Source organism: Peribacillus tepidiphilus (genome assembly GCF_009466385.1).
Lineage (GTDB): Bacteria > Bacillota > Bacilli > Bacillales > DSM-1321 > Bacillus_BN > Bacillus_BN tepidiphilus.
On record NZ_WIAQ01000017.1, the window covers coordinates 64,338 to 91,101 of the forward strand.

The following is a 26,764-nucleotide window of genomic DNA, read 5'->3' on the forward strand; positions in this document are numbered from 1 at the left end:
GAACATCTTCGGAGAAGGGGAGAGTTCTAGATGATTAGAAAATTAGAATCTAAAGATTATGAAATAGTGATGGATTTTTTAAAAGGAGAACCATCGCTTAATTTATTTATCATCGGTGATCTCGAGTCGTTTGGCTTTAGCTTTGAAAGCGACTTTCAGGAGTTGTGGGGAGATTTTGATGACAAGGAAAATATAAGAGCTGTGTTGCTACGTTACTATAATTCTTACATTCCCTATGCGAAATCCTATTATGATGTAAAAGGGTTCGTGGATCTGATAAGAGAGAAGGGTGATATGGCTGTACTTTCCGGAATATCTACAGTTGTTGAGCAGATGGAGTCCTATTTGACGGATCGGCTCGGTAAAAAACAAGTTACATATTTTTGCGAATGCACAAAGGATAGCTTCGTAGAAAGTGAAACAGATAAAAGCGCGGTTCGTATTCTAGATTTAGATGGTGTGGACGAACTGTTAGCATTGCGTGCTTCGATTAAAGAATTTGTTCCGAATGCTAGTGCAAGGGATATGTTGATAAAAGGCTTAGAAACGAAAACTGCAAGAACCTACTATATGGAAATGGACGAGAAAATGGTTGCTGCTGCATCCACGGCAGCAGAAAACTCACTTTCGGCGATGGTTGTGGGAGTCTGTACAAAAGAGGAGTATCGCAAAAGAGGTTTGGCGAGTATTGTAGTTGAAAAGCTTGTGAAAGATGTGCTGGCAGAAGGAAAAATAGTATGCTTATTCTACGATAATCCTGAAGCAGGAAGAATATATAAACGGATCGGATTTAAAGATATTGGTATGTGGACGATGTACCGTTAGTTAAAATAAAGGAAAAGGGGATTTGCCTTATTGATTCGGCTTGTCCCCATTTTTCTGCAGTGGATTATGAATTTTGCTTCAAAGTAAGCTTTACGGCTTCCGTTAAGATATTCACCCCATCTAAAATGGCTTCTGTTTTAAACACCATTTTGGGGTGATGAAGTCCAGGCTTCAAGTCACATCCTAAGCCGAGCATAGTTGCTTTTAATTCTGGCCTATGGACTGTATAGAAATGGAAATCGTCCCCACCAGTAGTAGTGATAGGTGGTTCAATGTTTTCGGCGCCCAAAATATTCTCAATCGCTTGCTGCATGATGTGCTGAGCTTCTTCATGAACACGTGCCGCTACAACTCCTGCTTCCTCCTCTACTATAATGTTAGTTTGATAGGTTGTTGCTATAGTAGAAATCATGTGCTCAACTTTTTCTTTTAGCTCAGCCATGGCCTCGTTTGTTTGAGCTCTTAAATCCAAAGTGAATGATGCATGGCCAGGAATGATATTCGAGCTGTCTCCTCCTGCGATGAATCGGGTCATTTTTACAGAGTAAGGGATTCTAGGGTCTAAATGAATATGACTTAACGCACTTACGATGTGCATTCCCACTTCAATGGCATTTACATTGAGATGAGGACGGGCGCCGTGAGCATCATCTCCCATAATTTCTCCAATATACGATGCGTTAGCGCCGTGGAATAGAGCGGGTGATGCTTTACCGAAAGTAGTTTCTTGAATAGGTCGAAGATGAACACCGAATAAATAGTCCACATCGTCGATTACACCTTTTTCAATCATTTTTAAAGCCCCGGTTCCTTTTTCTTCAGCCGGCTGGAAAATCAATCGGACAGTACCATCCAAGGATAAGTCCTTAAGTTTCTTGGCAACACCTAGAACAATGGTCATATGGGCATCGTGTCCACAAGAATGAATGGCTTTATATTCCCCATCTACCTCCTGCCAAAGTGCATCCATATCCGCACGTACAGCTACTACTGGCTTACCCGTTCCGATTTCACCGATTACTCCGGTACAGTCCTCAAAGGTTTGAACGTGAAATCCTAATTTAGTTAGTTCTTTTTTAATAAAAGAAGTCGTTTGGAACTCCTTCCAGCTTATTTCCGGATTAGAGTGTAAATATTCAAATGTCTGTTGTAAATAATCTGTTAGCTCTGTACTCAAGAAGATGGACCCCCTAAACAATATCTATTCAAGTATTATACCAGAAAATTTAGAACTTTTTTGTCTAATTTAACAATTAGTCCTTGTATAAAAGACAAATGTACATGGTATGTAGAAAAAAGTCTTGCATCTTTAAGAAAATAAGGTGATAATAAAACATAAATTTTGACTGAATATTTTAAATGTTTAGAGGGTGTAGAGATGAAAGTTGTTAAATTTGGAGGATCATCATTATCAACAGGAGAACAGCTGGAAAAGGTATTCCGAATTGTTACATCAGATCGCGAAAGAAAAGTTGTAGTGGTTTCAGCACCAGGTAAAAGATTTTCTGAAGATATTAAAGTAACGGACCTATTGATTGCCTGCGCCGAGCAATATGTAAAGTTCGGAGAGGCTAAAGAGCTTGTTCGAGCTGTGCTTGAAAGATATGAAAGCATTGCCAGTGATCTTAACTTATCCAATGAAATCATCAAGAAAATTGAACATGATTTATTAGAAGTGTTAGAAAGTGACCGAAGCAAACCGGATAAATATATGGATGCTGTCAAAGCAAGCGGAGAGGATAATCATGCAAAGCTGATTGCCGCCTATTTTCAGCATATGGGTATCAAGGCTTCGTATGTTAATCCACTTGAAGCAGGCTTATTTGTTAGTGATGAACCAGGAAATGCCCAAGTTTTACCGGAGTCTTACGAAAACTTATATAAACTTCGTAATCGGGAAGGTATCATCATTTTTCCTGGGTTTTTTGGATTTACAAAGGAAGGTGAAATTGCCACATTTTCACGAAGTGGCTCCGATATTACCGGTTCCATCCTAGCTCACGGTTTGAAGGCGGACATCTATGAAAATTTCACTGATGTTGATGCAGTATATTCTGTTAATCCTAACATCGTGAACAATCCGAAAGAAATTAAAGAATTAACATACCGTGAAATGCGAGAACTCTCCTATGCAGGATTTTCGGTTTTTCACGATGAAGCGCTCATTCCTGCTTATCGTGCAGGTATTCCTGTAAATGTGAAAAACACGAACAATCCATCTGCACCTGGGACAAAAATTGTGAACAGACGCGACAACACAAATGGTCCAGTCATCGGAATTGCGAGTGATAAGGGCTTTTGCAGCATCTATGTAAGTAAATATTTAATGAATAGAGAACTCGGTTTTGGGCGCAGGCTGCTACAAATTTTAGAGGATCATGGTGTTTCATATGAGCACACCCCTTCTGGAATCGATGATGTAACGGTCATTTTACGAGAATCCCAAATGGATAAGGCAGCTGAAGAGAGCATTGTGAATCGAATTAAAAAGGAGCTTCAGGCAGATGATGTACATGTAGAGCACGGCTTGGCGCTTCTGATGGTGGTAGGTGAGGGGATGAGGCATAATGTCGGAACAACAGCCCGAGCCTCTCAAGCCCTTTCTCGTGCAGGAGTTAATATTGAAATGATCAATCAAGGCTCCTCCGAGGTGAGCATCATGTTTGGCGTAAAAGCAGTTGATGAGCATAAAGCCGTTCAAGCTCTTTATCATGAATTTTTTGCTGCAGTGCCAGTATAAATTTTTAACATGTAGACTTCGCTTATGAGAAAGTGGAGTCTATTTTCTTTGAAAACCGATTTCTTAAAAAAGTGTAATAGTAACGTTTGGCAGGATTAATACATGAACTGGCGGGATTATTGTGAAAGCTCGCGGGATTACTGAGAAGGAAGGCTGCGCAAGTTACAAAATTATAGATTGTTCGGTGTCATAAGACTCATTCATTTACACACATTCCTCTTTATTCTTCCGGACATTTAAAATTATGCAAAATTTGAAAAATATTCGGAGGAAAAGTCGTTAGATGAAGAACAATCAGGGTTTTAATCAAACGTTTGATTAAAACGAAGTCTGTTACCAAAAAAAGAATCCGTAATTATTTATAAATTTGAGTGAACACTGTATGATAAATATAACTATTTCAAGATATTCGGTTTCCTAATCGAAAAGGAATTAAAATCATCACGGAATTGGCTAAGGATATGGAGGAGAATAGATGAAAAGAGTTTTTCTGTTTTTACAACCGTACAAATTAGCCATCACAATAGCGCTTTTTTTTATGCTGACTGAGCTTGTAGTAGAACTTTGGCAGCCGTTATTAATGGCAAAGATCATAGATGAAGGTATTATGAAAAAGGATATGGAAACGGTTCTGCTGTGGGGCAGCTTTATGGTTGGCCTTTCTTTTATAGCTTTCCTATCCGGAATTTTGAATTCTTTTTATGCGGCGCATGTAAGTCAAAGCTACGGGTATGATGTCCGAAGCTTTTTGTTTGAAAAAGTCCAAGCTTTTTCGTTTGCCGACTTTAACAAGTTCTCTTCAGCTTCTCTTATTACCAGGATGACAAATGATGTCACCCAGCTGCAGAATACCCTCTTTATGAGTCTGCGAATTATGATGCGAGCACCGTTATTGATTATAGGGGGGCTCGTGATGGCCTTTGTTGTTCATGTCAAACTTGCATTGATCCTTGCGGTGGTGGTTCCGTTATTATTCTTTTTCCTAGTCTATTTGATGAATAAAGGTGGGGAATTATTTAGAAAGGTACAGGAAAAGCTTGACATCCTAAATAGTGTCATGCAGGAAAATCTTGCTGGTATGAAGCTGATTCGTGCTTTTTTGCGTAGAAAACATGAAACGAATAGGTTTTCAGATGCGAATGAGAAATTAATGAAGCAAACAACGTATGTTCTTCGATTAATGGAGGTTACCATGCCAATCCTTCTACTGCTAATGAACGTTAGTATATTGGGAGTGCTTTGGTTTGGCAGCATCGAACTGAATGCTGGAGGGGCACAAGTTGGCGAGATTGTAGCGATTGTCAATTACGCGACACGAATTACTTCTGCCCTTTCTGTTTTCACTTTTATCATCATGGCTTTTTCAAGAGCGAAGGCTTCTGCCGGCAGGATTACAGAGGTGCTTGATACAGAGGTGAACTTAGTCGATCGTGTGAATGCATTACATGAAGGACCTCAAAGTGGAAATATAGCCTTCCAAAATGTATCTTTTCGCTATCCAGGTACTCAAGAATACGTACTGAAAGACATTCACTTTACAATAAAACCCGGTGAAGTGGTGGCCATTTTGGGTGGAACCGGATCAGGAAAAACATCCCTTTTTCAGCTTATACCAAGGTTATACGATGTAACAGAGGGCGCGATTATGGTGGATGGAAAAGATGTTCGTGAGTATAGTCAGGAAGCTTTAAGGGAGGCAATTGGATTTGTTCCTCAAGAGGCATTTCTCTTTACGGGCACAGTGAAGGAAAATATTTTATGGGGGAAAGAAACGGCAACCATGGATGAATTAATGGAAGCGGCTCAAGATGCACAAATCCATGAAACAATTATGAAGCTGCCCCTTACATACGAAACGAAGATTGGACAAAGAGGCGTCAATTTATCAGGCGGTCAAAAGCAAAGGATGGCGATTGCCCGTGCGCTTGTAAGAAAGCCTAAAATCTTGGTGCTCGATGATAGTACAAGTGCCCTAGACTTAAAAACCGAAGCCAAGCTTCTAATGGCTTTAAAAAAATATACGTGCACCACTCTGATCATCACTCAAAAAATTAGCACAGCCATGCAGGCTGATAAAATCCTGCTGCTTCAGGAAGGAGAAATTTCTGCTCAAGGTAATCACGAAACTTTGTTAAAAGAATCTCCCCTTTATTTAAGGATATGGGAATCACAGAATGGAAAGGGGGAAAGCTATGTGGAAACTGCTAAGTAGCCCCTTTCGCTATCCAAAAATAATGGATGTGAACAACAATAGTGAAGCATTAAGGAATACGAAAATACAGTGGGCGAAACACACTGGTGCAACGATTAAAAGGATTTGGAGTAATCTTGCGGCTTACAAATTCTTTTTTATCATGGTTTTAATCATGGTTCTAATCAGCACTACCCTTGCTCTACTAGGACCTTATTTGATTGGGAAAGCAATTGATTCATATATCGTAACAAAGCAATTGGATGGATTAAAAAAACTATTGCTGGGACTTGTGGTTGTGTATGTATTGTATTCTCTCACACTGTGGCTACAAAATTATTGGATGATAGGCATTGCTCAAAAAACGGTATACTCTATGAGAAGTCAATTGTTCCAACATTTCCATAAGCTTCCCCTATCTTATTTTGACAAGCGACAGCAAGGGGAGCTAATGAGCAGGATTACAAATGATATAGAGAATGTGAGCAGTACATTAAACAGTTCTGTCATTCAAGTTTTTTCAAGTACTATAATGCTCATAGGTACAATTGTTGTAATGGTCTGGCTCAGCCCCCTTTTGGCATTTGTGACGCTTTTTATCATCCCTGCCATGTTTTTTGGAATGAAGTGGATCACCAAAAGAACCGGTAAGCTATTTAAGGAGCAGCAAAAAAACCTTGGCAGCCTTAACGGCTATATTCAAGAAACCATATCAGGACAACGAATCATTAAAACCTTTTCACAGGAGAAAAAGGTGATTCGTGACTTTATGGAAAAAAATGAACAGCTTAAACTGTCCGGCTTTTGGTCCCAAACTTACTCAGGATTGATCCCAAAGCTGATGAACGTATTAAACAACCTTAGCTTTGCGGTCATTGCTGGTGTAGGAGGCATCTTGGCTTTAAAAGGGAGTATCTCAATTGGCGTCATTGTGGTGTTTGTCGAATATTCGAGACAGTTTACACGCCCGTTAAACGATTTAGCTAATCAATTTAATACGCTCTTATCCGCTGTTGCAGGAGCAGAGCGGGTGTTTGAAGTATTGGATACCCAGGAAGAGTCTTGGGATGAGGGGAGCCGTAAAGAACTTAAGTCGGTAAAAGGAGAAGTAGAATTTCGATCGGTGTCTTTCTCGTATGAAAAAGAAGCCCATACAGTAAAGGACCTTTCTTTTCATGTGAAGCCGGGGAGTACTGTTGCCTTGGTCGGTCCTACAGGTGCAGGAAAAACGACGGTTTTACATTTGTTGTCCCGATTCTATGACTGTGATCGTGGAAGCATTCTACTGGATGGAAGAGATGTGAATCTGTACAAAAGAGAGAGTGTAAGGCGTCATATGGCATTCGTACTACAAGATTCCTTTTTGTTTCACGGAACGATTATGGAAAACATCCGGTACGGAAGATTAAACGCATCGGATGAGGAGGTAATGGAAGCGTCTAAGCTTGCTAATGCCCATTCCTTTATTATGAAGCTTCCGAAAGGCTATGATACGGTTTTGCGACAAGAAGGAGCTGGTATTAGCCAGGGACAAAAGCAGCTATTATCGATTGCTCGGGCGATTTTGGCAGACCCATCTATCCTTATTTTGGACGAAGCAACGTCAAGCATTGATACCATTACTGAATTAAAAATTCAAGAAGCTCTGCAGCGTTTGATGAAGAACAGAACCAGCTTTGTCATTGCTCATCGGCTTAATACCATTCAAAACGCCGATCTGATCCTCGTTTTACAAGAAGGCAGGATTGTTGAAAGAGGTTCTCATGAAGAGTTACTTAGAAAGAAAGGCTTTTATTTTGATCTGTACCGAAGTGGAAGGGAAAGGGATCAATAAAAAGCATCCGCCTCGAAAAGGCGGATGCTTCAGACTGTTGACAAACGCTCGCATTCTTCGTCACGAACCCTCCTCCGGTGCTCATTACCGTCTATGGTAACTCCGCTCCTCGCACGGGTTCGTTCCTCGACTGACAAGCGTTTTCAATCAGTCTGAAAGTGCATGAAATATACTTTGTCTACACTCTAAAGCATCCGCCTCGAAAAGGCGGATGCTTTTTTAAGTGAAAATTCTTCTATATGAATAAAATTTTTTAATGAAAATTGCCGCGGTGATATTCAAATAGTCGTTTGATGAACCTAAACGACGTAAGCCCTACCTCTCTTACATCCTTACGGCTCCGAAGCCGATCCAGTGAGAATAAGTTCTTTCCCAAACGAAATTTGAAATGCCATCCATTTTCATATTTCGTTTCCACCTTTCAATAGGGATTGGGTGAGAAATTTTAGTTTCTCATTCTTTGGTCAATTTGTCAACAAAAGATGCTGCAAATCCGTTAAAAGTTAAGAAAAAAGCTGAGATTGAAAAAGAAAAAGCAAGAAAAAGCTCATAAGTATTTTGTGAAAATTTCAAACAATGTTTACATTCATTAGGGATTTTTTTGAAATATTAGTGGTATGATCTAATTGTATAAAATTAGAGCAGGTGGGTGTTTTTATGAATATTACAACCATTATTGAATTAGATCATGAAGAAGTAGAAGAATTGTTAAATGTTCATTTTGTTTTTGTAGAAGAAAAAATCTACGATAACATGGTGCATACATGTGTAGAGGGGTTTGTTGATAATGACACAAAAAATGAGATGGATCCGGATGAGGCAATGGAAAAATTGTTTGCTAAGCTGAAAGAGCAAAACGTCATTCCGCAAGATGTGATCGATTTTTCATATGAGCTAACCTCTTGTGAAAGAGTCAAAAAGATGGATGTAGAGCAAGATGATTTACCAAAAAAAGTTGCGATTTCATTCCTACAATGTAAATAAAAATGAATAAAGAGGCTGTCCCAAAGTGAGTGGATTTCAGTATTTCATATTGGAAAAATAGTTTTCCGGTATGAAATAAACGAAGGATGTCTGGCTTACTATTTTGGGGCAGCCTTTTTTAAGTGTTTGTTTTGGGTTTTTTAGGATATTTAGGTATAATGAAACATGTAAATAAACGGTACTAGATTTCAATTTTAGTTTATTTTAGTTAAAGAGAGAAAACGAATCAGAAAAGAGGTACGCCATGAAATTTGCAACGATTGGAACTAGTTGGATTACAGAAGCATTTATTACAGCTGCTAGAGAGGCTAATGTTTTTGAACCTGCTGCGGTTTTTTCAAGATCTGAAGAAAAAGCGAAAGAGTTTGCAGCTCGAAATGGGATTGCATTATATTTCGATGATTTAGAAAAAATAGCTCAACATGAAGAAATAGAAGCCGTCTATATTGCTTCTCCTAACTCCATGCATTTTAAGCATGCGAAGATATTTTTGGAAAATGGAAAGCATGTCATTTGTGAAAAGCCTATGTTTTCAAATGTAAAAGAGCTGGATGAAGCATTTAAAATAGCTGAGCAGAATGGAGTCTTCCTTATGGAAGCCATTCGAAATGTTCATTCGCCCAATTTTAAGATTTTACAAGATAATCTAGAAAAAATAGGGAAGATACGTAGTGCTCTTCTCCATTATCTACAGTATTCATCTAGGTATGATGCTTTTTTACATGGTGAAGTAGCTAATATTTTTTCGCCGAAATTTTCAGGAGGGGCTCTAGTAGACTTAGGTGTGTATCCTATTTCAGTGGCAGTGGCCTTATTTGGAGAACCGAAGGAGATCCACTATACACCTGTGGTGTTATCAAGCGGAGTTGATGGGAGTGGAACACTTATTATGCAATACGATGAATTTGTTTGCACGGTGCTATGCTCGAAAATCTCCCAATCCTACATCCCAAGTGAAATACATGGAGAAAAAGGGACGCTGGTTGTTGATCATGTGGCACCGATCAATTCTATTCAATTTGTAGAGAATAAAACTCGACAGACAGTAGAGGTTGCCGAGGAGCAATCAAAGAATGATATGAAATATGAAATAGAAGAGTTTGTAAGAATGGTCAAAGAAAAAGATTACAAAGCGTATGAAGAGTATAAAAAATGGAGCAGAGCAGTATTGATGATTACAGAAAAAGCAAGAAGACAAAATGGCATTCTATTTGATGTAGAGAAATAAGCATATAAAGAGAGTAAATGACATAATGACTACAATATGAAAAAGGCTGACTTTTACTAGTCAACCTTTTTCATTATTTATAGATTCGAACTGTTACTGTGCGCTTACCCCATTGTAAAGCGCGTTTTTTGTTTGGAATAAATACATCAATTTTATTTCCTCGTACGGCACTGCCTTTATCAGCAGCAATCGCATATCCATAGCCTTCCACATATACCTTTGTTCCAAGAGGAATGACCTTTGGATCAACTGAGATTACTTTAAGATTAGGATTTTTCTTTAAGTTCAATCCTGTTGCAGTGATGCCGCTGCAGCTTTTACAGCTAGCAGTATAGGCAGTTGCTGTCATTTTCAAAACCCTGTATGAACCAGAAGGCTTCGTTGAAGAGGCGGATTTTACCGCAGCTACCTTTAACACTTGATTCGGTTTAATGACATTGCTTTTCAGTTTATTCATGCTTTTTAATTGTGCCACCGTTAAACGATGCTTTTTCGCAATGCTATAAAGTGTGTCACCAGACTGGACACGGTATGTAGAGGCAGCAGCTTCTGATTTGTATGTAGATAGAGATAATAGTAGAACACAAGTTAATAGAGTCACAATGAATTTTTTCAAAACAGTTTCCCCTTTTCTAAAAAACCTATGTATACCTTACCAAGTAAATGTTTCATTTATGTTTCAATCAGGTACTAATTGTTTTACAAAAACATTAAAAGAGTTTAACAGTGGTTAATAGAAAGGGTGAAAAAAGAGGAAACTAGAATGTGCAAGTAATATATTTTTTACAAACTAAAAGGAGGATAACTAGAATCCATGTTATCCTCCTTCTACTAAGTTAGCTAATATTAGGTAATGTTTTTTCTTTATCTGGTGGTTTGAGGTCTATTGGACAGCCTTCTTTTTCTACCAGCGAATGTAATAGATAATCCAATCATTATTCCGATTAGTGCTGGAAGAATCCAGCCAACTCCAAGACTGTAAAAAGGGATCGTTTTTAAAATTGAATCCCATTTCCCTAAGAGAAGGGACTTGTTGATCGTTTCGATCACACTGAAAACGGCTGTAAAAAGAATACCAAAGAAATAAACGGCTTTGTTCCCTTTAATCTGATGGTCAAATTGACCGATAAAAATGAGAACGACGGCAAGAGGATAAATCATCCCTAATATTGGGACGGAAATCGTTAGGATTTTGTTTAATCCAAGATTTGCAATCAGTCCGCTTACAATTGTAATGGTGATTGCCCATTGTTTATAAGACATCATTTTTATAATAGAGGAGAAATATTGGCTGCATGAAATGACAAGACCGATCGAAACACATAAACAAGCAATAGTAAACAGGATTCCAAGGATTCCGATTCCTATAGACCCGAAAAGCTCAGACATTACAATGGTCAAGACTGCTGCGCCATTATCTGCTTCACCGACATTTCCGCTTGAGGCTCCTAAATATCCAAGGATGCTATAAATAATGGCTAACAGGATGCCAGCTCCTAAGCCTGCAATCATCATGTATTTAGAAAGTAACTGCGAATCCTCTACACCTTGTGAACGGATTGTCCTTGCCACCACAATTCCAAAAACAAGGGAAGCCAATAAATCCATTGTTAAATAGCCGTCCAAGAATCCCTTGAAAAATGTCGCCTCGTTATAAGGCTGCATTGGTCTTGAGAAAATCCCAATCGGAGTGATGAGGCTTTTTACGAAAATGATAGCAATCAGAGCCAAAAGTGTCGGTGTCAATAGCTTCCCGAAACGATCGACAAGCTTCGAAGGAGACAGGCTAAGCCATAACACCAGACTGAAAAAAACGATGGAATACGCTACTAGCGAAAACGTTTCGTTTACTTGGCTTGGCAAAAAGGGTTTCAGACCCATTTCAAACGCAACTGTACCGGCTCTTGGTATTGCGAGTCCAGGTCCGATTGAAATATAAATGAGAAAAGGAAATACAAGAGCGAACATAGGATGTACCCGATTGGCCAGTGTGTTAAAGCTTCCAAATTTAGCAACGGTCCATACCCCTAAGATGGGAAGACCAACAGCAGATAATATAAAGCCTCCTATAGAGTACCATAGCTCCGTACCAGAAGCCCTTCCTAAAAATGCCGGGAAGATCAAATTCCCTGCCCCAAAAAACATGGAAAAAAGCATAAAACTAATAAATAAAAGCTGTTTTTTCTTAAGATGTTTTCCCATCTAAAAAATCCTTTCTTGACAATTATTTTTGAAGTATAACAAGAATTCTTTTTTTTGACCAGAGTTTTCTGAAAATAATAATTGTATTCTATTTGAACATTTTAATCCTTGAAAATTCATTAATAAAGAAAAAATTAGTGCTCTTGAAATAATAATTATTGTTTCAAAGCATCATGTGTTGACAAACATGTATATACAAGTTATGATACGAGTGTACGTTATCTTGTATATACAAGTTAATACGATAGATTTTTTTTCATGAAAATGAAAACGTTATCAGAGGAGGAAAAGCGATGGCAAACAATCTTCGTCAAGCTGCAGAACAAATTGTTTCAGCGATTGGTGGCAAAGAAAACATTGCTTCAGCTACACATTGTGTTACACGTCTGCGTTTCGCTTTACATGATGAGAAGAAAGTAAAGAAAGAAGAATTAGAAAGCATTGATTTGGTGAAGGGTTCCTTTTCTACGAACGGTCAATTTCAAGTTGTGATTGGACAAGGAACGGTTGATAAAGTCTTTAACGAAATGGTTAATCTCACCGGTATCGGTAAATCGACTAAGGAAGAAACAAAAGCGGCAGCGGAGAAAAACCTGAATCCGCTTCAAAGAGCCATTAAGACTTTGGCTGATATCTTTATCCCAATTCTTCCTGCCATTGTCACAGCAGGTCTACTGATGGGAATCAATAATATTTTAACAGGACCGGGAATCTTCTATGATGAAAAATCCGTTGTTGAAGTTCATACTCAATGGAAAGACTTCGCTGGTATTATCAATTTAATAGCCAATACGGCATTTGTGTTTTTGCCTGGTTTGATTGGTTGGTCAGCAGTAAGACGCTTCGGTGGTAGTCCGCTGCTCGGGATTGTATTAGGATTAATGCTTGTGCATCCAGAATTATTAAATGCGTGGGGATATGCAGAAGCGAAGGCTGCTGGAGAAATCCCTACATGGAATCTTTTTGGTTTTGATGTCGAAAAGGTAGGATATCAGGGACAAGTTTTGCCGATTTTAATTGCTTCTTATGTTTTGGCAAAAATTGAAGTCTTTTTAACGAAAAGAGTGCCTGATTCAATAAAGTTATTAGTGGTGGCACCCGTTTCTTTATTGATTACTGGATTCTTAGCATTCATTGCAATTGGTCCTATTACATTCACAATTGGTAATGCGATTACAGACTTATTTACAGGAATTTTTGACGCCGTTCCTGTTATTGGAGGTCTTATTTACGGAGCATTTTATGCACCTCTAGTGATTACTGGTATGCACCATACGTTCCTGGCGATTGACCTGCAGTTAATTGGTAGCATAGGTGGCACATTCTTATGGCCGATCGTTGCTCTTTCCAACATTGCTCAGGGCTCTTCAGCTCTTGCTATGATGTTTGCTACGAAAGATGAGAAGCTAAAAGGACTTTCCCTTTCTTCAGCCATCTCTGCCTATTTAGGCATTACAGAGCCTGCAATGTTTGGTGTGAACCTTCGCTTCCGTTATCCATTTTTTGCAGCTATGACAGGTTCGGCAATCGCAGCAATTTTTATCACATTAAATAAAGTAATGGCACCTTCAATCGGCGTTGGAGGCTTACCAGCATTTTTCTCTATTGTTCCAGAAAAATGGGTACCGTTTTTCATTGGAATGGGAATTGCTATTATTGTTCCATTTGTTCTGACCTTTGTTTTTGCAAAATATAAAAAGAACTAATATTAAAAGAAAAAGCCGTTGGTAAAAGTTTTTTTACAGCGGCTTCCTTCATTTAGTGTGTATTTTTTGAAAATTCAACAGGTGGTGTTTAGCATGAAAGAATGGTGGAGAAAAGCAGTTGTATATCAAATCTATCCAAAGAGCTTTAATGATACGACAGGAAACGGTGTTGGAGATCTCCAAGGGATTATAGAAAAACTTGATTATTTGAAGACGCTTGGAGTAGATGTCATTTGGCTGACCCCGATTTATGCCTCTCCCCAAAAGGATAATGGATACGATATAAGTGATTATTTTTCCATTCATCACGAGTATGGGACGATGGAGGACTTTGATCGGCTGGTGGAGGAAGCTCATGTCAGGGGAATAAAGATTATTATGGACATTGTCGTCAACCATACATCTACTGAGCATGAATGGTTTAAAAGAGCGAGAGAATCAAAAGACAGTCCTTATCGGGATTATTATATTTGGAAAGATCCTGTGGACGGCAAAGAGCCAAACAATTGGGTATCAAAGTTCGGAGGTTCCGCATGGCAATTTGACGAAAAGACCGGACAATATTACTTGCATTTGTTTGATGTAACTCAGGCTGATTTGAATTGGGAGAATGAAGAGGTTCGTAAGCAAGTATATGATATGATGCATTTCTGGTTTAAGAAAGGTGTCGACGGCTTCCGGTTAGATGTCATCAATTTAATATCCAAAGACCAAGCATTCTCGAATGATGACGGTTCTGTTCCTCCTGGTGACGGCAGAAGATTTTATACAGATGGCCCAAGAGTACATGAATTTATCCATGAGATGAATCGAGAAGTGTTTTCTAAATATGACAGCATGACGGTTGGTGAAATGTCCTCAACGACCATTGACCATTGTATTCGTTACACGAAGCCAGAGAATCAAGAGCTGAGCATGACTTTTAATTTTCATCATTTGAAGGTTGACTATCCAAACGGGGAAAAATGGGCGATCGGAGAGATGGATTTTCTTTCCCTTAAGCGAATTCTTTCAAAGTGGCAGGTAGAAATGAACAAAGGTGGAGGTTGGAACGCACTATTCTGGTGTAATCACGACCAACCACGTGTTGTAACTCGCTACGGAAATGATGGAGAGTTCCATAAAGAAAGCGCCAAAATGCTAGCTACGGTCATCCACTTGATGCAGGGCACTCCTTATATTTATCAAGGAGAAGAATTCGGAATGACGGATCCGAAGTTTGACAGCATTGACCAATATCGTGATGTGGAAACGCTGAATTATTATAAGATATTAAAAGGGCAAGGTAAATCTGAAGAAGAAGTGATGGAAATTATCAAAAGAAAATCTCGTGATAATTCCCGGACGCCTGTTCAATGGAACGATGGAAAAAATGCCGGGTTTACTGAGGGTACACCTTGGATTCCTGTTGCTTCCAACTATAAAGAAATCAATGCAGAAAAAGCTTTAATCGATAAGGATTCGATTTTTTATCATTATCAAAAGCTGATTAAGCTTCGAAAAGAGCTTGATATTATTACATTTGGTGATTATGAGCTTTTATTGGAGGATCATCCAGAAGCATTTGTGTATAAAAGAACGTATGGAGACGAAATATTGTTAGTCATTAATAATTTTTACGGAAATGAGACGGAAGTGAGGCTGCCAGAGAAGGTTGTGGAGGATTTAAAAGGGACTGAGGTGAAAAATTTAATTTCCAATTATGAATTACCGCCAGCATTTAATAGTACTCTTTCACTTAAACCATACGAGTCCATCGTTTATCATGCTATCAAGAAGTGATAAAATAAAATTGGTGATAAATGGTGAAAAACAAATTTATAAAAGTCTATGAAGACTTGTCAGCACAAATACAAGATGGTCGTATACAACCGGGTGCTTTGCTTCCTTCTGAAAACGAGCTGACCGAGATGTATCAAACGTCACGCGAGACAATCCGCAAAGCGTTAAAGCTTCTTTCAGAACACGGGTACATCCATAAAGTTCAAGGGAAGGGATCGATCGTATTAGATGTTAAAAAATTTAACTTTCCCATTTCAGGGCTTGTGAGCTTCAAAGAGCTTTCTGAAAAAATGGGACAGCCTGTAAAAACACATGTCATACAGCTAGCGGAAATTTCAGCAAATGCTTATCTTGCTGAACAATTAAAAGCTTCCATGAAGGATCAAGTGTGGAAGGTCATTCGCGTACGAGAGTTAAATCATGAGAAAATCATTTTAGACAAAGATTTTCTTTTGAAAAAGCATATTCCGTTTTTGAGTGAGGAAATATGCCAATCCTCCATTTATGAATATATTGAAAAAGAACTTGGTCTTGTGATTAGCTTTGCTAAGAAAGAAATCACAGTAGAAGAACCTTCTGAAGAGGATCGTGAACTTTTGGATTTAGATGGTTTTCACAATATAGTTGTTGTTAAAAACTTTGTGTATTTGGATGATGCTAGTCTTTTTCAATACACGGAATCCCGTCATAGACCTGATAAGTTTAGGTTTGTTGATTTTGCAAGAAGGAAATAAGGAAAGATCTAATATGCCACAGGCTTGAACCTGTGGTTTTTTCATTTAGCAATGTAAACCAATCCATGTTTTTAAGATATTTTGATTTTCATTATTTATTATTAATAAGATAGTTTTAATGGTTAAAAAAATAAAAAGAATTCTTATAAAAAGCGGATCTAAAATTTTCCTAATATAAAAAACTTAACAAATGAAAGTTTTCTTGGTATTCTAATTATGTAGAATTTTCTATATATATCGACAGGAATCTTAGATTTTTGTCGAACAAAGGGGGATTTTTTATGGAGTATGGGGTTATTTTTTCTATTGCCGTTTATATGATTGGAATGCTGCTGCTTGGTTATTTTGCCTATAAGCGCACTTCCAATCTATCTGACTACATGCTTGGCGGTCGAAACCTGGGACCGGCTGTAACGGCATTAAGTGCTGGAGCTTCTGATATGAGCGGCTGGCTTTTGATGGGGCTTCCGGGTGCAATGTACGCTAGCGGTTTAAGTGCAGGCTGGATTGTCGTTGGACTGACAATTGGTGCATATTTGAACTGGCTATTTGTTGCTCCTCGTTTAAGAACATATACTGAGGTAGCAGATAACTCTATTACCATTCCAGACTATTTTGAAAACCGTTTCAAAGATTCATCGCGCATTTTACGAATCACTTCAGCCATTGTTATTATAATCTTTTTCACATTTTATACATCATCCGGTATGGTTGCAGGTGGAGAGCTATTCAAAAAGGCATTTAATATGGATTATACACTAGGAATTTGGATCACGGCTAGTGTTGTTATTGCCTATACACTTTTTGGGGGGTTCTTGGCGGTAAGTTGGACAGATTTTGTCCAAGGTACGATTATGTTTATTGCTCTAATTCTTGTACCTGCTGTAACCATCGCAAATATTGGTAGTGTAGGAACAACGTTTGATGAAATTCGTTCAATCGATCCGAATTTGTTGGAAGCATTCCAAGGAACTACCGTGATTGGAATTATTTCATTATTGGCTTGGGGATTAGGGTATTTTGGTCAACCGCACATCATTGTTCGCTTTATGGCAATCACGTCTGTTAAAGAGATGAAAAGCGCAAGAAGAATTGGAATGGGATGGATGATTTTCTCCATTGTTGGTGCTATGTTTACCGGTCTTTTGGGTATCGCCTATATCAGTGTAAACAATGCTGAACTTGCAAACCCTGAAACGATTTTTATCGTTTTGGCTCAGGATTTGTTTCCTTCCATTATAACAGGTTTCTTATTAGCAGCTATTTTGGCTGCAGTGATGAGTACGATTTCTTCACAATTACTCGTTACTTCCAGTGCCTTAACGGAAGATTTTTATAAAGCATTTATTAAGAGAAATGCATCAGATAAAGAATTGGTATTTGTCGGCCGTTTATCTGTGCTAGTGGTATCCTTGATTGCTCTTTATTTAGCTTTAAATCCAAACGAAACAATCCTTAACCTTGTTGGATATGCGTGGGCTGGATTTGGAGCAGCTTTCGGACCAGTCGTTATTTTAAGCTTGTACTGGAAGAGAATGAACAAATGGGGAGCACTAGCGGGTATGATTGTTGGTGCAGCCACTGTAATCATCTGGGATAGCATTGAGAGATTTGCAGATGTTTACGAAATTATCCCAGGCTTTATTGCGTGTGCTATTGCCATCGTTGTCGTCAGCTTAGTTACGGCCAAACCATCTGCCAAAGTTGAAGCTGAATTTGATGAAGCTGTGAAAAAACTAGCATAACGAATGATAAAAACAGCGAAATGGGATGTAAGACTCGTTTCGCTGTTTTTTTGTATATACTTTTTTCGTTTATTCCACAGCTGAAATGTAATACCCATTAATCATGTGACATAAAATGTTAGCTTGTGAAAAAGTTTTCAAATTATTACTCTAAGGCTTTCTTTTGGGGTAAAATATCACGAGAAGATTGTTTGAAAGGGCTGTTTTCGTAAAGATTGTTGTTTTTAGACTTTAAAGTTTGTGTGTTGATTGCAGCGAGAGGCACTTGCTTTCCGCGGGGAGGGATGTCACTCCTCGGCGTACCGCCTGTGGGGTCTCCCGCTTTCCTCTTTTTCCCGCAGGACATTGAAAAAGCTTCCTCGAATAAACACCGCACGAAGGAAATGCGAATGCATTTTCGAGGAGTCAAGTACCCTTCGCTACAATCAACTCAGAGAGTGTCGTTAAATTACAATAAAAAAGCAAAAATTTTACGAAAACAGCCTTTGAAAAAGATGATCTGAATGCTTTAACAACCGTACCAATAAAACTAACTTTTTAAAGGTGATAACAACAATGTCTCATCCTCACAAAATAGCCTTCAAAATTTTCCTAGTCTACGTCATAATCGGAGTTGCATGGATCATCGTCACAGATCAATTTTCTATAGGGATTGCTTATAAAAGTTTACAGGACTATTTCTTGTTTCAAAGAACTAAAGGATGGTTTTATATCTTTATTACAGGAATTATTCTGTATATCATGATTTATAAAAGAACAGCACATCTCATACAATCTCAAAATGAGCTGTTAGAAAAAGAACATCAACTACAAAGAAGCAATCAACATTATCAGTCACTTTTTTATCATAATCCAGATGGTGTTTTTGAATTAGACAGGGAAGGAAAAGTGATTGCAGCCAATCCTCAAGGGGAGAAGATTATCGGTATTCCTTTTCAGTATTTTCAAAGCAAAACAGTAACAGAATTTATTTCTAAAAGGGATTTAACAAAATGCAGAAAATATTTTCAAGAAGTATTAACGGGCAGTGCAAAAAAGTTTGAACTACACATAAAAGATTTTAATCAGAAGAATAAAATTGTTCGGGTCACTCTCTTACCAATCATTATAGATGATGAAATTATTGGTTTATTCGCAATCGCAAGAGATATTACGAATTACAGAAGAGAAGAAGAATTGATGATTTCCTCTGAAAAAATGAGTGCCATCGGACACCTTGCTGCAGCAGTAGCCCATGAAGTCAGAAATCCTTTAACATCACTACGTGGATTTATTCAACTTATGAAGGATACAAACACTTTAAATCCCTCCTATTTGGAGATTATGCTATCAGAGGTTGACCGTATTAACCTGATTGCATCTGAAATGCTCATTTTAGGAAAAAAACAGGAGGTTCATTATAAACAAGAGGATTTAAAAGAGATCGTCAAGCAAGTGCTCGTTTTAATGGAAGCACAAGCTAATATGGTTAATGCAGAATTGACGATCCACGAAGAAAGTGACGGTCCGATCTGGATTAATGGAGATCGAAATCAATTAAAACAAGTGTTTATCAACCTTATCAGAAATAGTCTTGAAGCTATTAAAGAAAAAGGCAGCATTGATATCCTATTAAAAAAGCAAGACCAATATGCATATGCCATAATAAAGGATAACGGAATCGGGATGAATAAAGAACGTCTTAAGCATATCAGGGAGCCGTTTTTTTCGACAAAAGAAAACGGGACTGGTCTAGGACTGGCCGTTTGTTATAAAATTATTGAACGACATGACGGGGCAATTGAGTTTGAAAGTATGCCTCATGTTGGAACAACTGTCCACATTAGACTGCCGCTATATAAGGAGCCGCGACAAAGGAGTTAAATATGAACGAATTGATACAAAACATGAAACCTTTTATTTATAAAGCCTGGGAAAAAGAAGGGTTCAAAGAGCCAACTGCAATCCAGGCCAAAGCGATCCCATCTATATTAGAAGGAAAGGATGTTATTGCAGAATCTCCTACCGGAACGGGAAAAACACTCGCTTATCTTTTGCCAATCCTTGAAAAAATAGATCCTGGATTGCCGTATGTGCAGGCTGTCATACTTGCTTCATCTCACGAGCTTGTTATGCAAATTTTGGCTGAGATTCAAAAATGGTCTCAAGGCAGCGGAATTGTCAACGCTTCATTTATTGGTGGAGCAAACCTAAAAAGACAGCTGGAGAAGCTGAAAAAACGCCCTCATATTGTAGTAGGGACACCTGGGAAAATTTATGAACTCATTGGACAAAAGAAATTAAAGATGCACAACGTCAAAACGATTGTGCTCGATGAGGGAGACACGCTCTTAGTACCTGAACACCAGGGAACCATTCAAGGTATCATTAAAAGCACATTGAAGGACCGCCAGTTGTTGATGTTTTCCGCAACAATCGGGAAAAACACAATGGATGAAGCGAAAGCACTGATGAAGGATCCCGAGATTATTATGATCCAAAAAGAAGAGCTGCCGGTTCCAAAGGTGGAACACTTTTATTTTGTTACAGAAGGCAGAGAAAAAATAAAAATTCTAGAAAGCATTGCTCGATTGCCAAATATGAAAGGCTTAGTTTTCATGAAGGACATCGGAGAAATATCCGTTACGGCCGCAAAGCTTGCCTATAAGAATTTACAAGTTGCAGTTCTTCACTCCGAAACGAAAAAAGCGGACCGTGAAAAAGCGTTAAAAGGCTTTAGAAAGGGAGAATTCCCCTTGCTTCTTAGCACGGATGTCGCAGCAAGAGGATTGGATATAAAAGGTCTGACACATGTCATACATTTTGATATTCCAAGAACAACGGAGCAATACACGCATCGCTCTGGTCGCACAGGCAGAGCCGGAGCTGAAGGAATGGTCCTTTCTATTGTGACTCCACAAGAAGAGCGTGATTTGAAAAAAATTGCAAACAAGCTAAATCTAACTCTAGAGAAAAAGGTTTTCTATAAAGGACAAATAACAGACGAAAAGGAACGGATGAATTCGAAAAAGAATCCAACATTGAAAAATAATCGAAATCGGGCAAAGAGATCTTAACAAACGGCAGCATAGTGGCTGCCGTTTGTTTTTTCGATTCGAAAAGAAAACGCTTACATATTTCTGTTTAGTTTCATATATATAATGTAGAGACTAAAAAGACAAAGAGGAGATAACATGAGAGAAAAGTACAAGAACTTCGAAACGGCAGTGATCCATGAAGGTTATGACTCACAAGTACATTTAGGAAGCCTCTCCACACCATTATTTCAAACTTCTACTTTTACTTTTGAAACAGCGGAGCAGGGGGAAAGAAGATTCGCTGGAATGGAAGATGGATACATTTATTCACGGTTAGGAAATCCAACGGTAAAAGTTTTAGAGCAGCGGATTGCAGCTTTGGAAAACGGTGGAGCCGGACTTGCCTTCGGTTCGGGAATGGCTGCGGTATCAGCCGTCCTGTTTGCTCTGACAAATGCAAATGACCATATTCTTTGCTCGCAGGGGCTATATGGCTGTACATTCGGTTTACTTAAATTGTTGAAAGAAAAATACCAGATTACTCATGATTTTAGCGGTATGGAAACAGAAGAAAAGATTCGTAGTGCTATTAAGCCTGAAACAGCCTGTATTTATGTAGAGACGCCTATTAATCCAACAATGAAGCTGATAGACTTGGAAATGGTTGCGAGTATTGCAAAGGAATATAACATTCCGGTAGTGGTCGACAATACATTTTCTACCCCATACCTACAGCGACCTCTAGATTTAGGATGTGACATTGTCCTTCATAGTGCCACAAAGTATATTTGTGGACATGGAGATGTAGTGGCTGGACTTGTCGTTGGAAAGAAAGATTTTATTAGCAGAATGGCAATGACGACACAAAAGGATATCGGCGGCATACTTTCCCCATTTGATGCATGGTTGTTATTAAGAGGATTAAAAACGCTTCCTGTACGCATGGACCGACATTCCTACAATGCTCAAAAATTAGTTGGAAAACTTAAAAAACATCCGGCTATTAACCGTGTCTTTTATCCTTTGGATCGCAAGCATAAGGAATACAAGATTGCTAAGAAGCAAATGAAACAAGGCGGAGGACTCATTTCCTTTGAGATAAAAGGGCATAAAGAGGACGCTCAAAGATTCCTTAATGAATTAAAGCTAATCAAAATTGCCGTCAGCTTAGGTGATGCAGAAAGCTTAATCCAGCACCCAGCAACCATGACACATGCAGTCGTTCCCAAAGAAGAACGACAACAAATGGGAATAACTGACCAACTGATTCGTCTTTCTGTCGGACTAGAAGCTTGGGAAGATATTTGGGCGGATTTAGAAGAAGGGTTGAAGGTTTTGGAAAATTAAAGAAAATAAATCATGTGTGCAAAGTCATTGCACACCTTTTAATATGGACGTTGTACAGCTCCCTTTTTACAAGGAAGCGAAGGTAATGAAAGCCAATCCGGAGATGAATTTGACTTAGCAGTTGATTGGATTGTGACAGAAAAAGGAGTCATTAATGAAATAAGAAAAGCACATACCATTAGCAAACATTTGTCAAGATTAATTTTTTTGAGAAATATTATAGAAAAACATAGTTTTTTGTTATAATGTAAGAGAATAAGTTCATATGTCTGAAACATGTAGGGGAGCCGGTGTTGCCGGCTGAGATTGCATCCGTTAAGATGCTGACTCTTTGAACCTGATCTGGATGATACCAGCGGAGGGAACATATTCTAACTATCTTAGTATGTATGTTAACGTCCGAGAGATCATCGGGCGTTTTTTATTTTCCTAAGATTTCTTTGGTACGTCTCCTTTCTTTCAGCATGTGACACAATACATACAAAGGAGGAATTTATGATGAAGAAGTTGTTGTCTGTATTACTGGTAATGTTTCTTTTAGCTGGATGTGGCGGAAAAGAATCTTCCAAAGCTCCAAAGGAAGAGAGCAAGGAGTTGAAGAAAGTGTCCGTCGTGTTAGATTGGACACCGAATACCAACCATACCGGATTATATGTTGCAAAAGAGAAAGGCTACTTTGAAGAGCAGGGTTTGGATGTTGAGATTATCATGCCAGGTGAAACGGGGGCAGATCAACTGGTTGCTTCAGGTAAATCGGAGTTTGGTGTGAGCTATCAGGAAAGTATTACTCAAGCAAGAGTGCAGGGAGTACCACTAGTATCTCTCGCTGCAGTAATCCAGCACAATACATCAGGTTTTGCATCTCCAGTAGCAAAAAACATTAAAACGCCAAAGGATTTTGAAGGTAAAACGTATGGTGGATGGGGATCACCTGTTGAAAAGGCTGTTATTGAATCCCTTATGAAAACAGAAAATGCCGATGTAAACAAAGTAAAAATTGTAAATACAGGAGATTCCGACTTTTTTACTTCAGTGAAAAGGGATATTGATTTTGCCTGGATTTATTACGGCTGGACAGGGGTAGAAGCAGAGCTAAGAGGAGAAGACCTAAACATTGTGTACTTAACGGATTACTCCAAAAAGCTGGACTACTATACACCGGTATTGGCGACAAGTGAAAAAATGATTAAAGAAGATCCTGAAACAGTGAAAGCCTTCGTCCATGGAGCTGCAAAAGGATATCAATTTGCGATTGAAAATCCTTCGGAAGCAGCAGATATTTTATTAAAGTCGGTACCTGACTTGGATGAAAAGCTTGTCAAAAAAAGTCAGGAGTGGCTTGCGCCAAAATATCAGGATGATGCACCTCGATGGGGTGAACAAAAGCTTGAGGTATGGAAAAATTATGCGGACTGGATGATGGAGAACAAGTTGCTTGAAGGAAAATTCGATCCGGAAAAGGCATTTACAAATGAATTTTTACCGGAATAGGAGAGTATAAATATGGCTAATTCATTAGTGAGTGTGCAAATTATTCCAAAAGGGGAAAACGTTATTCCTTTAGTTGATGAAGCGATTAAAATCATTCACGACTCCGGTGTGAAATATGAAGTTCATCCACTTGAAACAACAATGGAAGGTGAGCTTTCTCAGCTACTTTCGATTATAGAAAAAATGAATCAAAGAATGATAGAGCTAGGGTCGCCAAATGTCATTACACAGGTGAAGATTTTGTATCAGCCGAAAGGCATTACGATGGATACCTTAACGGAGAAGTATAGAGGATGAGTATAGTAAGATTATGGAAGAAGGGGGCTCCCTTCTTTCTTTTATTCGGTTTACTAGTAATATGGGAGCTCGCTTTAAAAGTCCTAAAGATTGAGCCTTGGCTACTTCCGGCACCCTCAGCCATTATGAAAGAAGGTATGGCTTCCTTTCAAAGCTTATCGGAGCATGTTGTTTCGACAGTTCAGCTTTCCATCATCGGTTTTTTGATTGGCAGCTTAATAGGATTTCTAATTGCTTCACTGCTACACCTTTTTCCTAGAGCAAAGGATGCTGTATATCCGTTGCTCATCTTATCGCAAAACATTCCGATCATTGTACTGGCACCACTTCTGGTGATCTGGTTTGGTTTTGGTATGTTACCAAAGCTGATCGTCATTATGCTTGTTTGTTTTTTTCCGGTCGCAGTGTCATCCATGGACGGGTTTCGTCAAATCCCTTACGAATTGAAGCATTATTTTAGGATGATGGGAGCAAGCAAAGGACAGCTTTTTTGGAAGCTTGAGCTGCCTCATTCTCTCCCATATATTTTCTCTGGCCTTAAAATTTCTGCTACCTATAGTGTGATGGGAGCCGTAATATCCGAGTGGCTTGGAGCTAAATCGGGAGTAGGGGTGTATATGACATTGGCTTCTTCATCCTTCAGAACGGACCGTGTGTTTGTTTCTATATTTATTATTATGACTTTGAGTCTTCTATTCTTTGCTGTCATTACTATAGCAGAACGCTATTTTGTTGCTTGGAAAAGAAAGGAGGACAAGAGTGATGAAGCTGCACATTGATTCGGTCTCCTTTTCTTTTGATGGAAAGAGAAATGTTTTAGAGAATCTGAGTATGCACGTGAAATCTGGTGAGTTTGTAAGTATTGTAGGACCTTCTGGGAGCGGAAAGAGCACACTTTTTTCATTAATTGGGGGAATCTTTAAACCGAATACAGGGTCCATAAAGTTAGATGGGAAAAATATTAATGGTTTAAGAGGACATGTTAGCTATATGCCTCAGCAGCCGGCACTTCTTCCATGGAGATCTATTTTAGAGAATGTCATCCTCGGAGGAGAATTGTCTGGTTCTGTTGATCAAGAGAAAGCAAGAGAACTTTTAGTAAAAGCAGGATTAGCGGATTATGAGAAGGCTTACCCTCATGAATTGTCCGGAGGAATGAAGCAAAGGGCAGCTTTTATTAGAAGTCTTGTAAGTCCCCAGGAAATCATGTGCTTGGACGAGCCGTTCTCAGCTTTAGATGAATTGACGAGACTGCAAATGCAAAAGTGGCTATTGTCTGTTTGGGAGGAAAACCGACGCTCCGTTTTGTTTATTACCCATAGTATGGAAGAAGCCATTTTGCTATCGGATCGAATCTATGTATTGTCGGCTAGACCGGCTACTGTAATAAAAGAAGTTCATGTTCCGTTTCCTAGACCAAGGAATGAACAGCAGCTACTAGGCAGGGAGTTTCTGGACTTAAAACGAGAGTTGTATAATTTGCTACAGCCGATGGGAGGCTCGCAATTTGAAAATCATGGATAGTCATATTCATTTGGATGCTTATTCCGAAGAAAAACGAGAGAACATTCTTTCTGATCTGCAAAAGGACGATATAGAAGCACTTATTACGGTTTCAATGAATATGGAATCTTGTAAAAAAAATTTAGCTTTATCAACAAGGGACCAGAGAATTAGCCCTGCGTTTGGCTTTCATCCAGAGCAGCCGCTTCCGTCACCTCAGGATTTAGAAGAGCTTTTATTATGGATTCAAGAGCATGTGAATGAGATGGTTGCAGTCGGTGAAGTAGGTCTTCCTTATTACACAAGGCAGGAACAGAAAGTCGACTTGGAAAAGTATATAGAAGTTTTGGAGCATTTTCTCATTTTAGCTAAGAAGAAAGATAAGCCTGTAATCTTGCATGCAGTGTATGATGATGCTCCGATTGTGTGTGATCTATTAGAAAAATATAGGATAAAGAAAGCGCACTTTCATTGGTTTAAAGGCGACAAAGAAACGATTACCCGCATGATCCAAAATAGGTTTTATGTTTCAGTTACTCCGGATGTTTGCTATGAAAGAGAGATACAAGAGCTGGTTCTTTATTATCCGCTAGAGCTTCTGATGATTGAAACAGATGGCCCATGGCCATTTGAAGGACCTTTTAGTGGAAAGATGACGCATCCTGCCATGATGCATCATTCCGTTATCGAAATTGCCAGGATAAAAAAATTGCCCGTACATGTAGTGTATGAGAAACTAAGGAACAATACGAAGAGGTTTTATATGATTTGAAAATCAATGGCTCAAACCGTTTTTTTCGGTTCTGGGTCTTTTTATTTTGGTAGGTAACGAGTTTTTAGAATGTCTTATTCAACTCATTTATAAAATATTGTGGGTTAATCGAAACAAAATACTATCGTTTTCGAATCTTTTTTCTTGTATGGAAGTTTCGCTTAAGTCAGATGAGTTCAGTTTATATGAAAAGCACCTATTTTTATGAATCACATAGTAAATTTTTTAATCGAGTAGGAGGGGGTGACTAACCCCCGACCTCTCACACCACCGTACGTACCGTTCGGTATACGGCGGTTCAATTAAGTATGACGTAGAGTCTGATACCTTTCAGTTAGACTTCTTAACCCTCGGTGACTCCAATAG

At 38.7% G+C, this 26,764-nt stretch carries 21 protein-coding genes and 1 riboswitch; of the genes, 18 read left to right on the top strand and 3 right to left on the bottom strand.

All coding sequences use genetic code 11. The features are described 5' to 3' along the window. Window positions 1–30: 30 nt before the first annotated feature. Window positions 31–825 (top strand): GNAT family N-acetyltransferase, encoded by a 795-nt coding sequence (locus GD441_RS10640; RefSeq protein WP_153126414.1) that lies wholly within the window; start codon window positions 31–33, stop codon window positions 823–825. A 64-nt stretch (window positions 826–889) separates the two neighbouring features. Here GD441_RS10640 and GD441_RS10645 read toward each other — a convergent pair whose 3' ends face one another. Beyond that, window positions 890–2,002 carry a M20 peptidase aminoacylase family protein gene (locus GD441_RS10645; RefSeq protein WP_191992155.1) on the bottom strand — a complete coding sequence of 371 codons (1,113 nt, stop codon included), beginning with the start codon at window positions 2,000–2,002 and terminating at the stop codon, window positions 890–892. 201 nt (window positions 2,003–2,203) lie between these two features. Between GD441_RS10645 and GD441_RS10650 the strand changes: the two genes are divergently transcribed. The 5 genes from GD441_RS10650 (at window position 2,204) to GD441_RS10670 (ending at window position 9,802) form a co-directional block, all read left to right on the top strand. Then, window positions 2,204–3,565, top strand: a complete 1,362-nt coding sequence (locus GD441_RS10650) for an aspartate kinase (RefSeq protein WP_153126415.1) — start codon at window positions 2,204–2,206, stop codon at window positions 3,563–3,565. Window positions 3,566–4,040: 475 nt separating this feature from the next. Beyond that, window positions 4,041–5,777: an ABC transporter ATP-binding protein gene (locus tag GD441_RS10655; RefSeq protein WP_153126416.1), complete on the top strand. Its 1,737-nt coding sequence runs from the start codon at window positions 4,041–4,043 to the stop codon at window positions 5,775–5,777. Then, complete coding sequence (locus GD441_RS10660) at window positions 5,758–7,590, top strand: ABC transporter ATP-binding protein (RefSeq protein ID WP_153126417.1); 1,833 nt, start codon at window positions 5,758–5,760, stop codon at window positions 7,588–7,590. Before GD441_RS10655 ends, GD441_RS10660 begins: the two co-directional genes overlap by 20 nt. A gap of 657 nt (window positions 7,591–8,247) precedes the next feature. Then, window positions 8,248–8,574 carry a hypothetical protein gene (locus GD441_RS10665; RefSeq protein WP_153126418.1) on the top strand — a complete coding sequence of 109 codons (327 nt, stop codon included), beginning with the start codon at window positions 8,248–8,250 and terminating at the stop codon, window positions 8,572–8,574. A 244-nt stretch (window positions 8,575–8,818) separates the two neighbouring features. After that, on the top strand, window positions 8,819–9,802 hold the full coding sequence (locus tag GD441_RS10670) for a Gfo/Idh/MocA family protein (protein ID WP_153126419.1): 984 nt from the start codon (window positions 8,819–8,821) through the stop codon (window positions 9,800–9,802). Window positions 9,803–9,875: 73 nt separating this feature from the next. On the opposite strand, the gene GD441_RS10675 is transcribed toward GD441_RS10670, so the two are convergent. Together GD441_RS10675 and brnQ are read right to left on the bottom strand one after the other, a co-directional pair. Continuing rightward, window positions 9,876–10,418, bottom strand: a complete 543-nt coding sequence (locus GD441_RS10675; RefSeq protein WP_153126420.1) for a 3D domain-containing protein — start codon at window positions 10,416–10,418, stop codon at window positions 9,876–9,878. 248 nt (window positions 10,419–10,666) lie between these two features. Beyond that, entirely contained in the window at window positions 10,667–12,004 is a 1,338-nt protein-coding gene (gene brnQ / locus GD441_RS10680) for a branched-chain amino acid transport system II carrier protein (protein ID WP_153126421.1), read from the bottom strand. Window positions 12,005–12,297: 293 nt separating this feature from the next. Between brnQ and treP the strand changes: the two genes are divergently transcribed. The 12 genes from treP to GD441_RS10740 all read left to right on the top strand — a co-directional run bounded on the left by treP (window position 12,298) and on the right by GD441_RS10740 (window position 26,398). Then, window positions 12,298–13,710, top strand: a complete 1,413-nt coding sequence (treP, locus tag GD441_RS10685; protein WP_153126422.1) for a PTS system trehalose-specific EIIBC component — start codon at window positions 12,298–12,300, stop codon at window positions 13,708–13,710. 93 nt (window positions 13,711–13,803) lie between these two features. After that, on the top strand, window positions 13,804–15,492 hold the full coding sequence (gene treC, locus GD441_RS10690; RefSeq protein ID WP_153126423.1) for an alpha,alpha-phosphotrehalase: 1,689 nt from the start codon (window positions 13,804–13,806) through the stop codon (window positions 15,490–15,492). 20 nt (window positions 15,493–15,512) lie between these two features. Continuing rightward, window positions 15,513–16,226 carry a trehalose operon repressor gene (treR, locus tag GD441_RS10695; RefSeq protein WP_153126424.1) on the top strand — a complete coding sequence of 238 codons (714 nt, stop codon included), beginning with the start codon at window positions 15,513–15,515 and terminating at the stop codon, window positions 16,224–16,226. A 281-nt stretch (window positions 16,227–16,507) separates the two neighbouring features. Next, window positions 16,508–17,971, top strand: coding sequence for a sodium/proline symporter PutP (gene putP / locus GD441_RS10700; RefSeq protein WP_153126425.1), 1,464 nt, complete (start codon window positions 16,508–16,510; stop codon window positions 17,969–17,971). A 555-nt stretch (window positions 17,972–18,526) separates the two neighbouring features. Further along, window positions 18,527–19,834, top strand: coding sequence for an ATP-binding protein (locus GD441_RS10705; protein ID WP_153126426.1), 1,308 nt, complete (start codon window positions 18,527–18,529; stop codon window positions 19,832–19,834). Window positions 19,835–19,836: 2 nt separating this feature from the next. Continuing rightward, a complete protein-coding gene (locus tag GD441_RS10710; protein ID WP_153126427.1) occupies window positions 19,837–21,027 on the top strand; it encodes a DEAD/DEAH box helicase in 1,191 nt (396 codons plus the stop codon). A gap of 117 nt (window positions 21,028–21,144) precedes the next feature. Next, window positions 21,145–22,335, top strand: a complete 1,191-nt coding sequence (gene megL / locus GD441_RS10715) for a methionine gamma-lyase (RefSeq protein ID WP_153126428.1) — start codon at window positions 21,145–21,147, stop codon at window positions 22,333–22,335. A 270-nt stretch (window positions 22,336–22,605) separates the two neighbouring features. Continuing rightward, window positions 22,606–22,716: riboswitch (TPP riboswitch) on the top strand. Between the two features lie 117 nt (window positions 22,717–22,833). Next, window positions 22,834–23,826: an ABC transporter substrate-binding protein gene (locus GD441_RS10720; protein ID WP_153126429.1), complete on the top strand. Its 993-nt coding sequence runs from the start codon at window positions 22,834–22,836 to the stop codon at window positions 23,824–23,826. 12 nt (window positions 23,827–23,838) lie between these two features. Beyond that, window positions 23,839–24,123, top strand: coding sequence for a thiamine-binding protein (locus GD441_RS10725; protein WP_153126430.1), 285 nt, complete (start codon window positions 23,839–23,841; stop codon window positions 24,121–24,123). Beyond that, window positions 24,120–24,902, top strand: coding sequence for an ABC transporter permease (locus GD441_RS10730; RefSeq protein WP_191992156.1), 783 nt, complete (start codon window positions 24,120–24,122; stop codon window positions 24,900–24,902). The genes GD441_RS10725 and GD441_RS10730 overlap by 4 nt, the downstream gene beginning before the upstream one ends. After that, window positions 24,883–25,647: an ABC transporter ATP-binding protein gene (locus tag GD441_RS10735; RefSeq protein WP_225434202.1), complete on the top strand. Its 765-nt coding sequence runs from the start codon at window positions 24,883–24,885 to the stop codon at window positions 25,645–25,647. The genes GD441_RS10730 and GD441_RS10735 overlap by 20 nt, the downstream gene beginning before the upstream one ends. After that, complete coding sequence (locus tag GD441_RS10740; RefSeq protein WP_153126436.1) at window positions 25,640–26,398, top strand: TatD family hydrolase; 759 nt, start codon at window positions 25,640–25,642, stop codon at window positions 26,396–26,398. Before GD441_RS10735 ends, GD441_RS10740 begins: the two co-directional genes overlap by 8 nt. The last annotated feature ends 366 nt before the right edge of the window (window positions 26,399–26,764 follow it).

Bases quoted from the DNA above. Each gene is read 5' to 3' on its own strand.
- GD441_RS10740 (WP_153126436.1), top strand. From the start codon at position 25,640: ATGGATAGTCATATTCATTTGGATGCTTATTCCGAAGAAAAACGAGAG.
- GD441_RS10730 (WP_191992156.1), top strand. From the start codon at position 24,120: ATGAGTATAGTAAGATTATGGAAGAAGGGGGCTCCCTTCTTTCTTTTA.
- GD441_RS10640 (WP_153126414.1), top strand. From the start codon at position 31: ATGATTAGAAAATTAGAATCTAAAGATTATGAAATAGTGATGGATTTT.
- GD441_RS10650 (WP_153126415.1), top strand. From the start codon at position 2,204: ATGAAAGTTGTTAAATTTGGAGGATCATCATTATCAACAGGAGAACAG.
- GD441_RS10655 (WP_153126416.1), top strand. From the start codon at position 4,041: ATGAAAAGAGTTTTTCTGTTTTTACAACCGTACAAATTAGCCATCACA.
- treC (WP_153126423.1), top strand. From the start codon at position 13,804: ATGAAAGAATGGTGGAGAAAAGCAGTTGTATATCAAATCTATCCAAAG.
- brnQ (WP_153126421.1), bottom strand. From the start codon at position 12,004: ATGGGAAAACATCTTAAGAAAAAACAGCTTTTATTTATTAGTTTTATG.
- GD441_RS10710 (WP_153126427.1), top strand. From the start codon at position 19,837: ATGAACGAATTGATACAAAACATGAAACCTTTTATTTATAAAGCCTGG.
- GD441_RS10725 (WP_153126430.1), top strand. From the start codon at position 23,839: ATGGCTAATTCATTAGTGAGTGTGCAAATTATTCCAAAAGGGGAAAAC.
- megL (WP_153126428.1), top strand. From the start codon at position 21,145: ATGAGAGAAAAGTACAAGAACTTCGAAACGGCAGTGATCCATGAAGGT.
- treP (WP_153126422.1), top strand. From the start codon at position 12,298: ATGGCAAACAATCTTCGTCAAGCTGCAGAACAAATTGTTTCAGCGATT.
- GD441_RS10720 (WP_153126429.1), top strand. From the start codon at position 22,834: ATGAAGAAGTTGTTGTCTGTATTACTGGTAATGTTTCTTTTAGCTGGA.
- putP (WP_153126425.1), top strand. From the start codon at position 16,508: ATGGAGTATGGGGTTATTTTTTCTATTGCCGTTTATATGATTGGAATG.
- GD441_RS10705 (WP_153126426.1), top strand. From the start codon at position 18,527: ATGTCTCATCCTCACAAAATAGCCTTCAAAATTTTCCTAGTCTACGTC.
- GD441_RS10670 (WP_153126419.1), top strand. From the start codon at position 8,819: ATGAAATTTGCAACGATTGGAACTAGTTGGATTACAGAAGCATTTATT.
- GD441_RS10665 (WP_153126418.1), top strand. From the start codon at position 8,248: ATGAATATTACAACCATTATTGAATTAGATCATGAAGAAGTAGAAGAA.
- treR (WP_153126424.1), top strand. From the start codon at position 15,513: ATGGTGAAAAACAAATTTATAAAAGTCTATGAAGACTTGTCAGCACAA.
- GD441_RS10660 (WP_153126417.1), top strand. From the start codon at position 5,758: ATGTGGAAACTGCTAAGTAGCCCCTTTCGCTATCCAAAAATAATGGAT.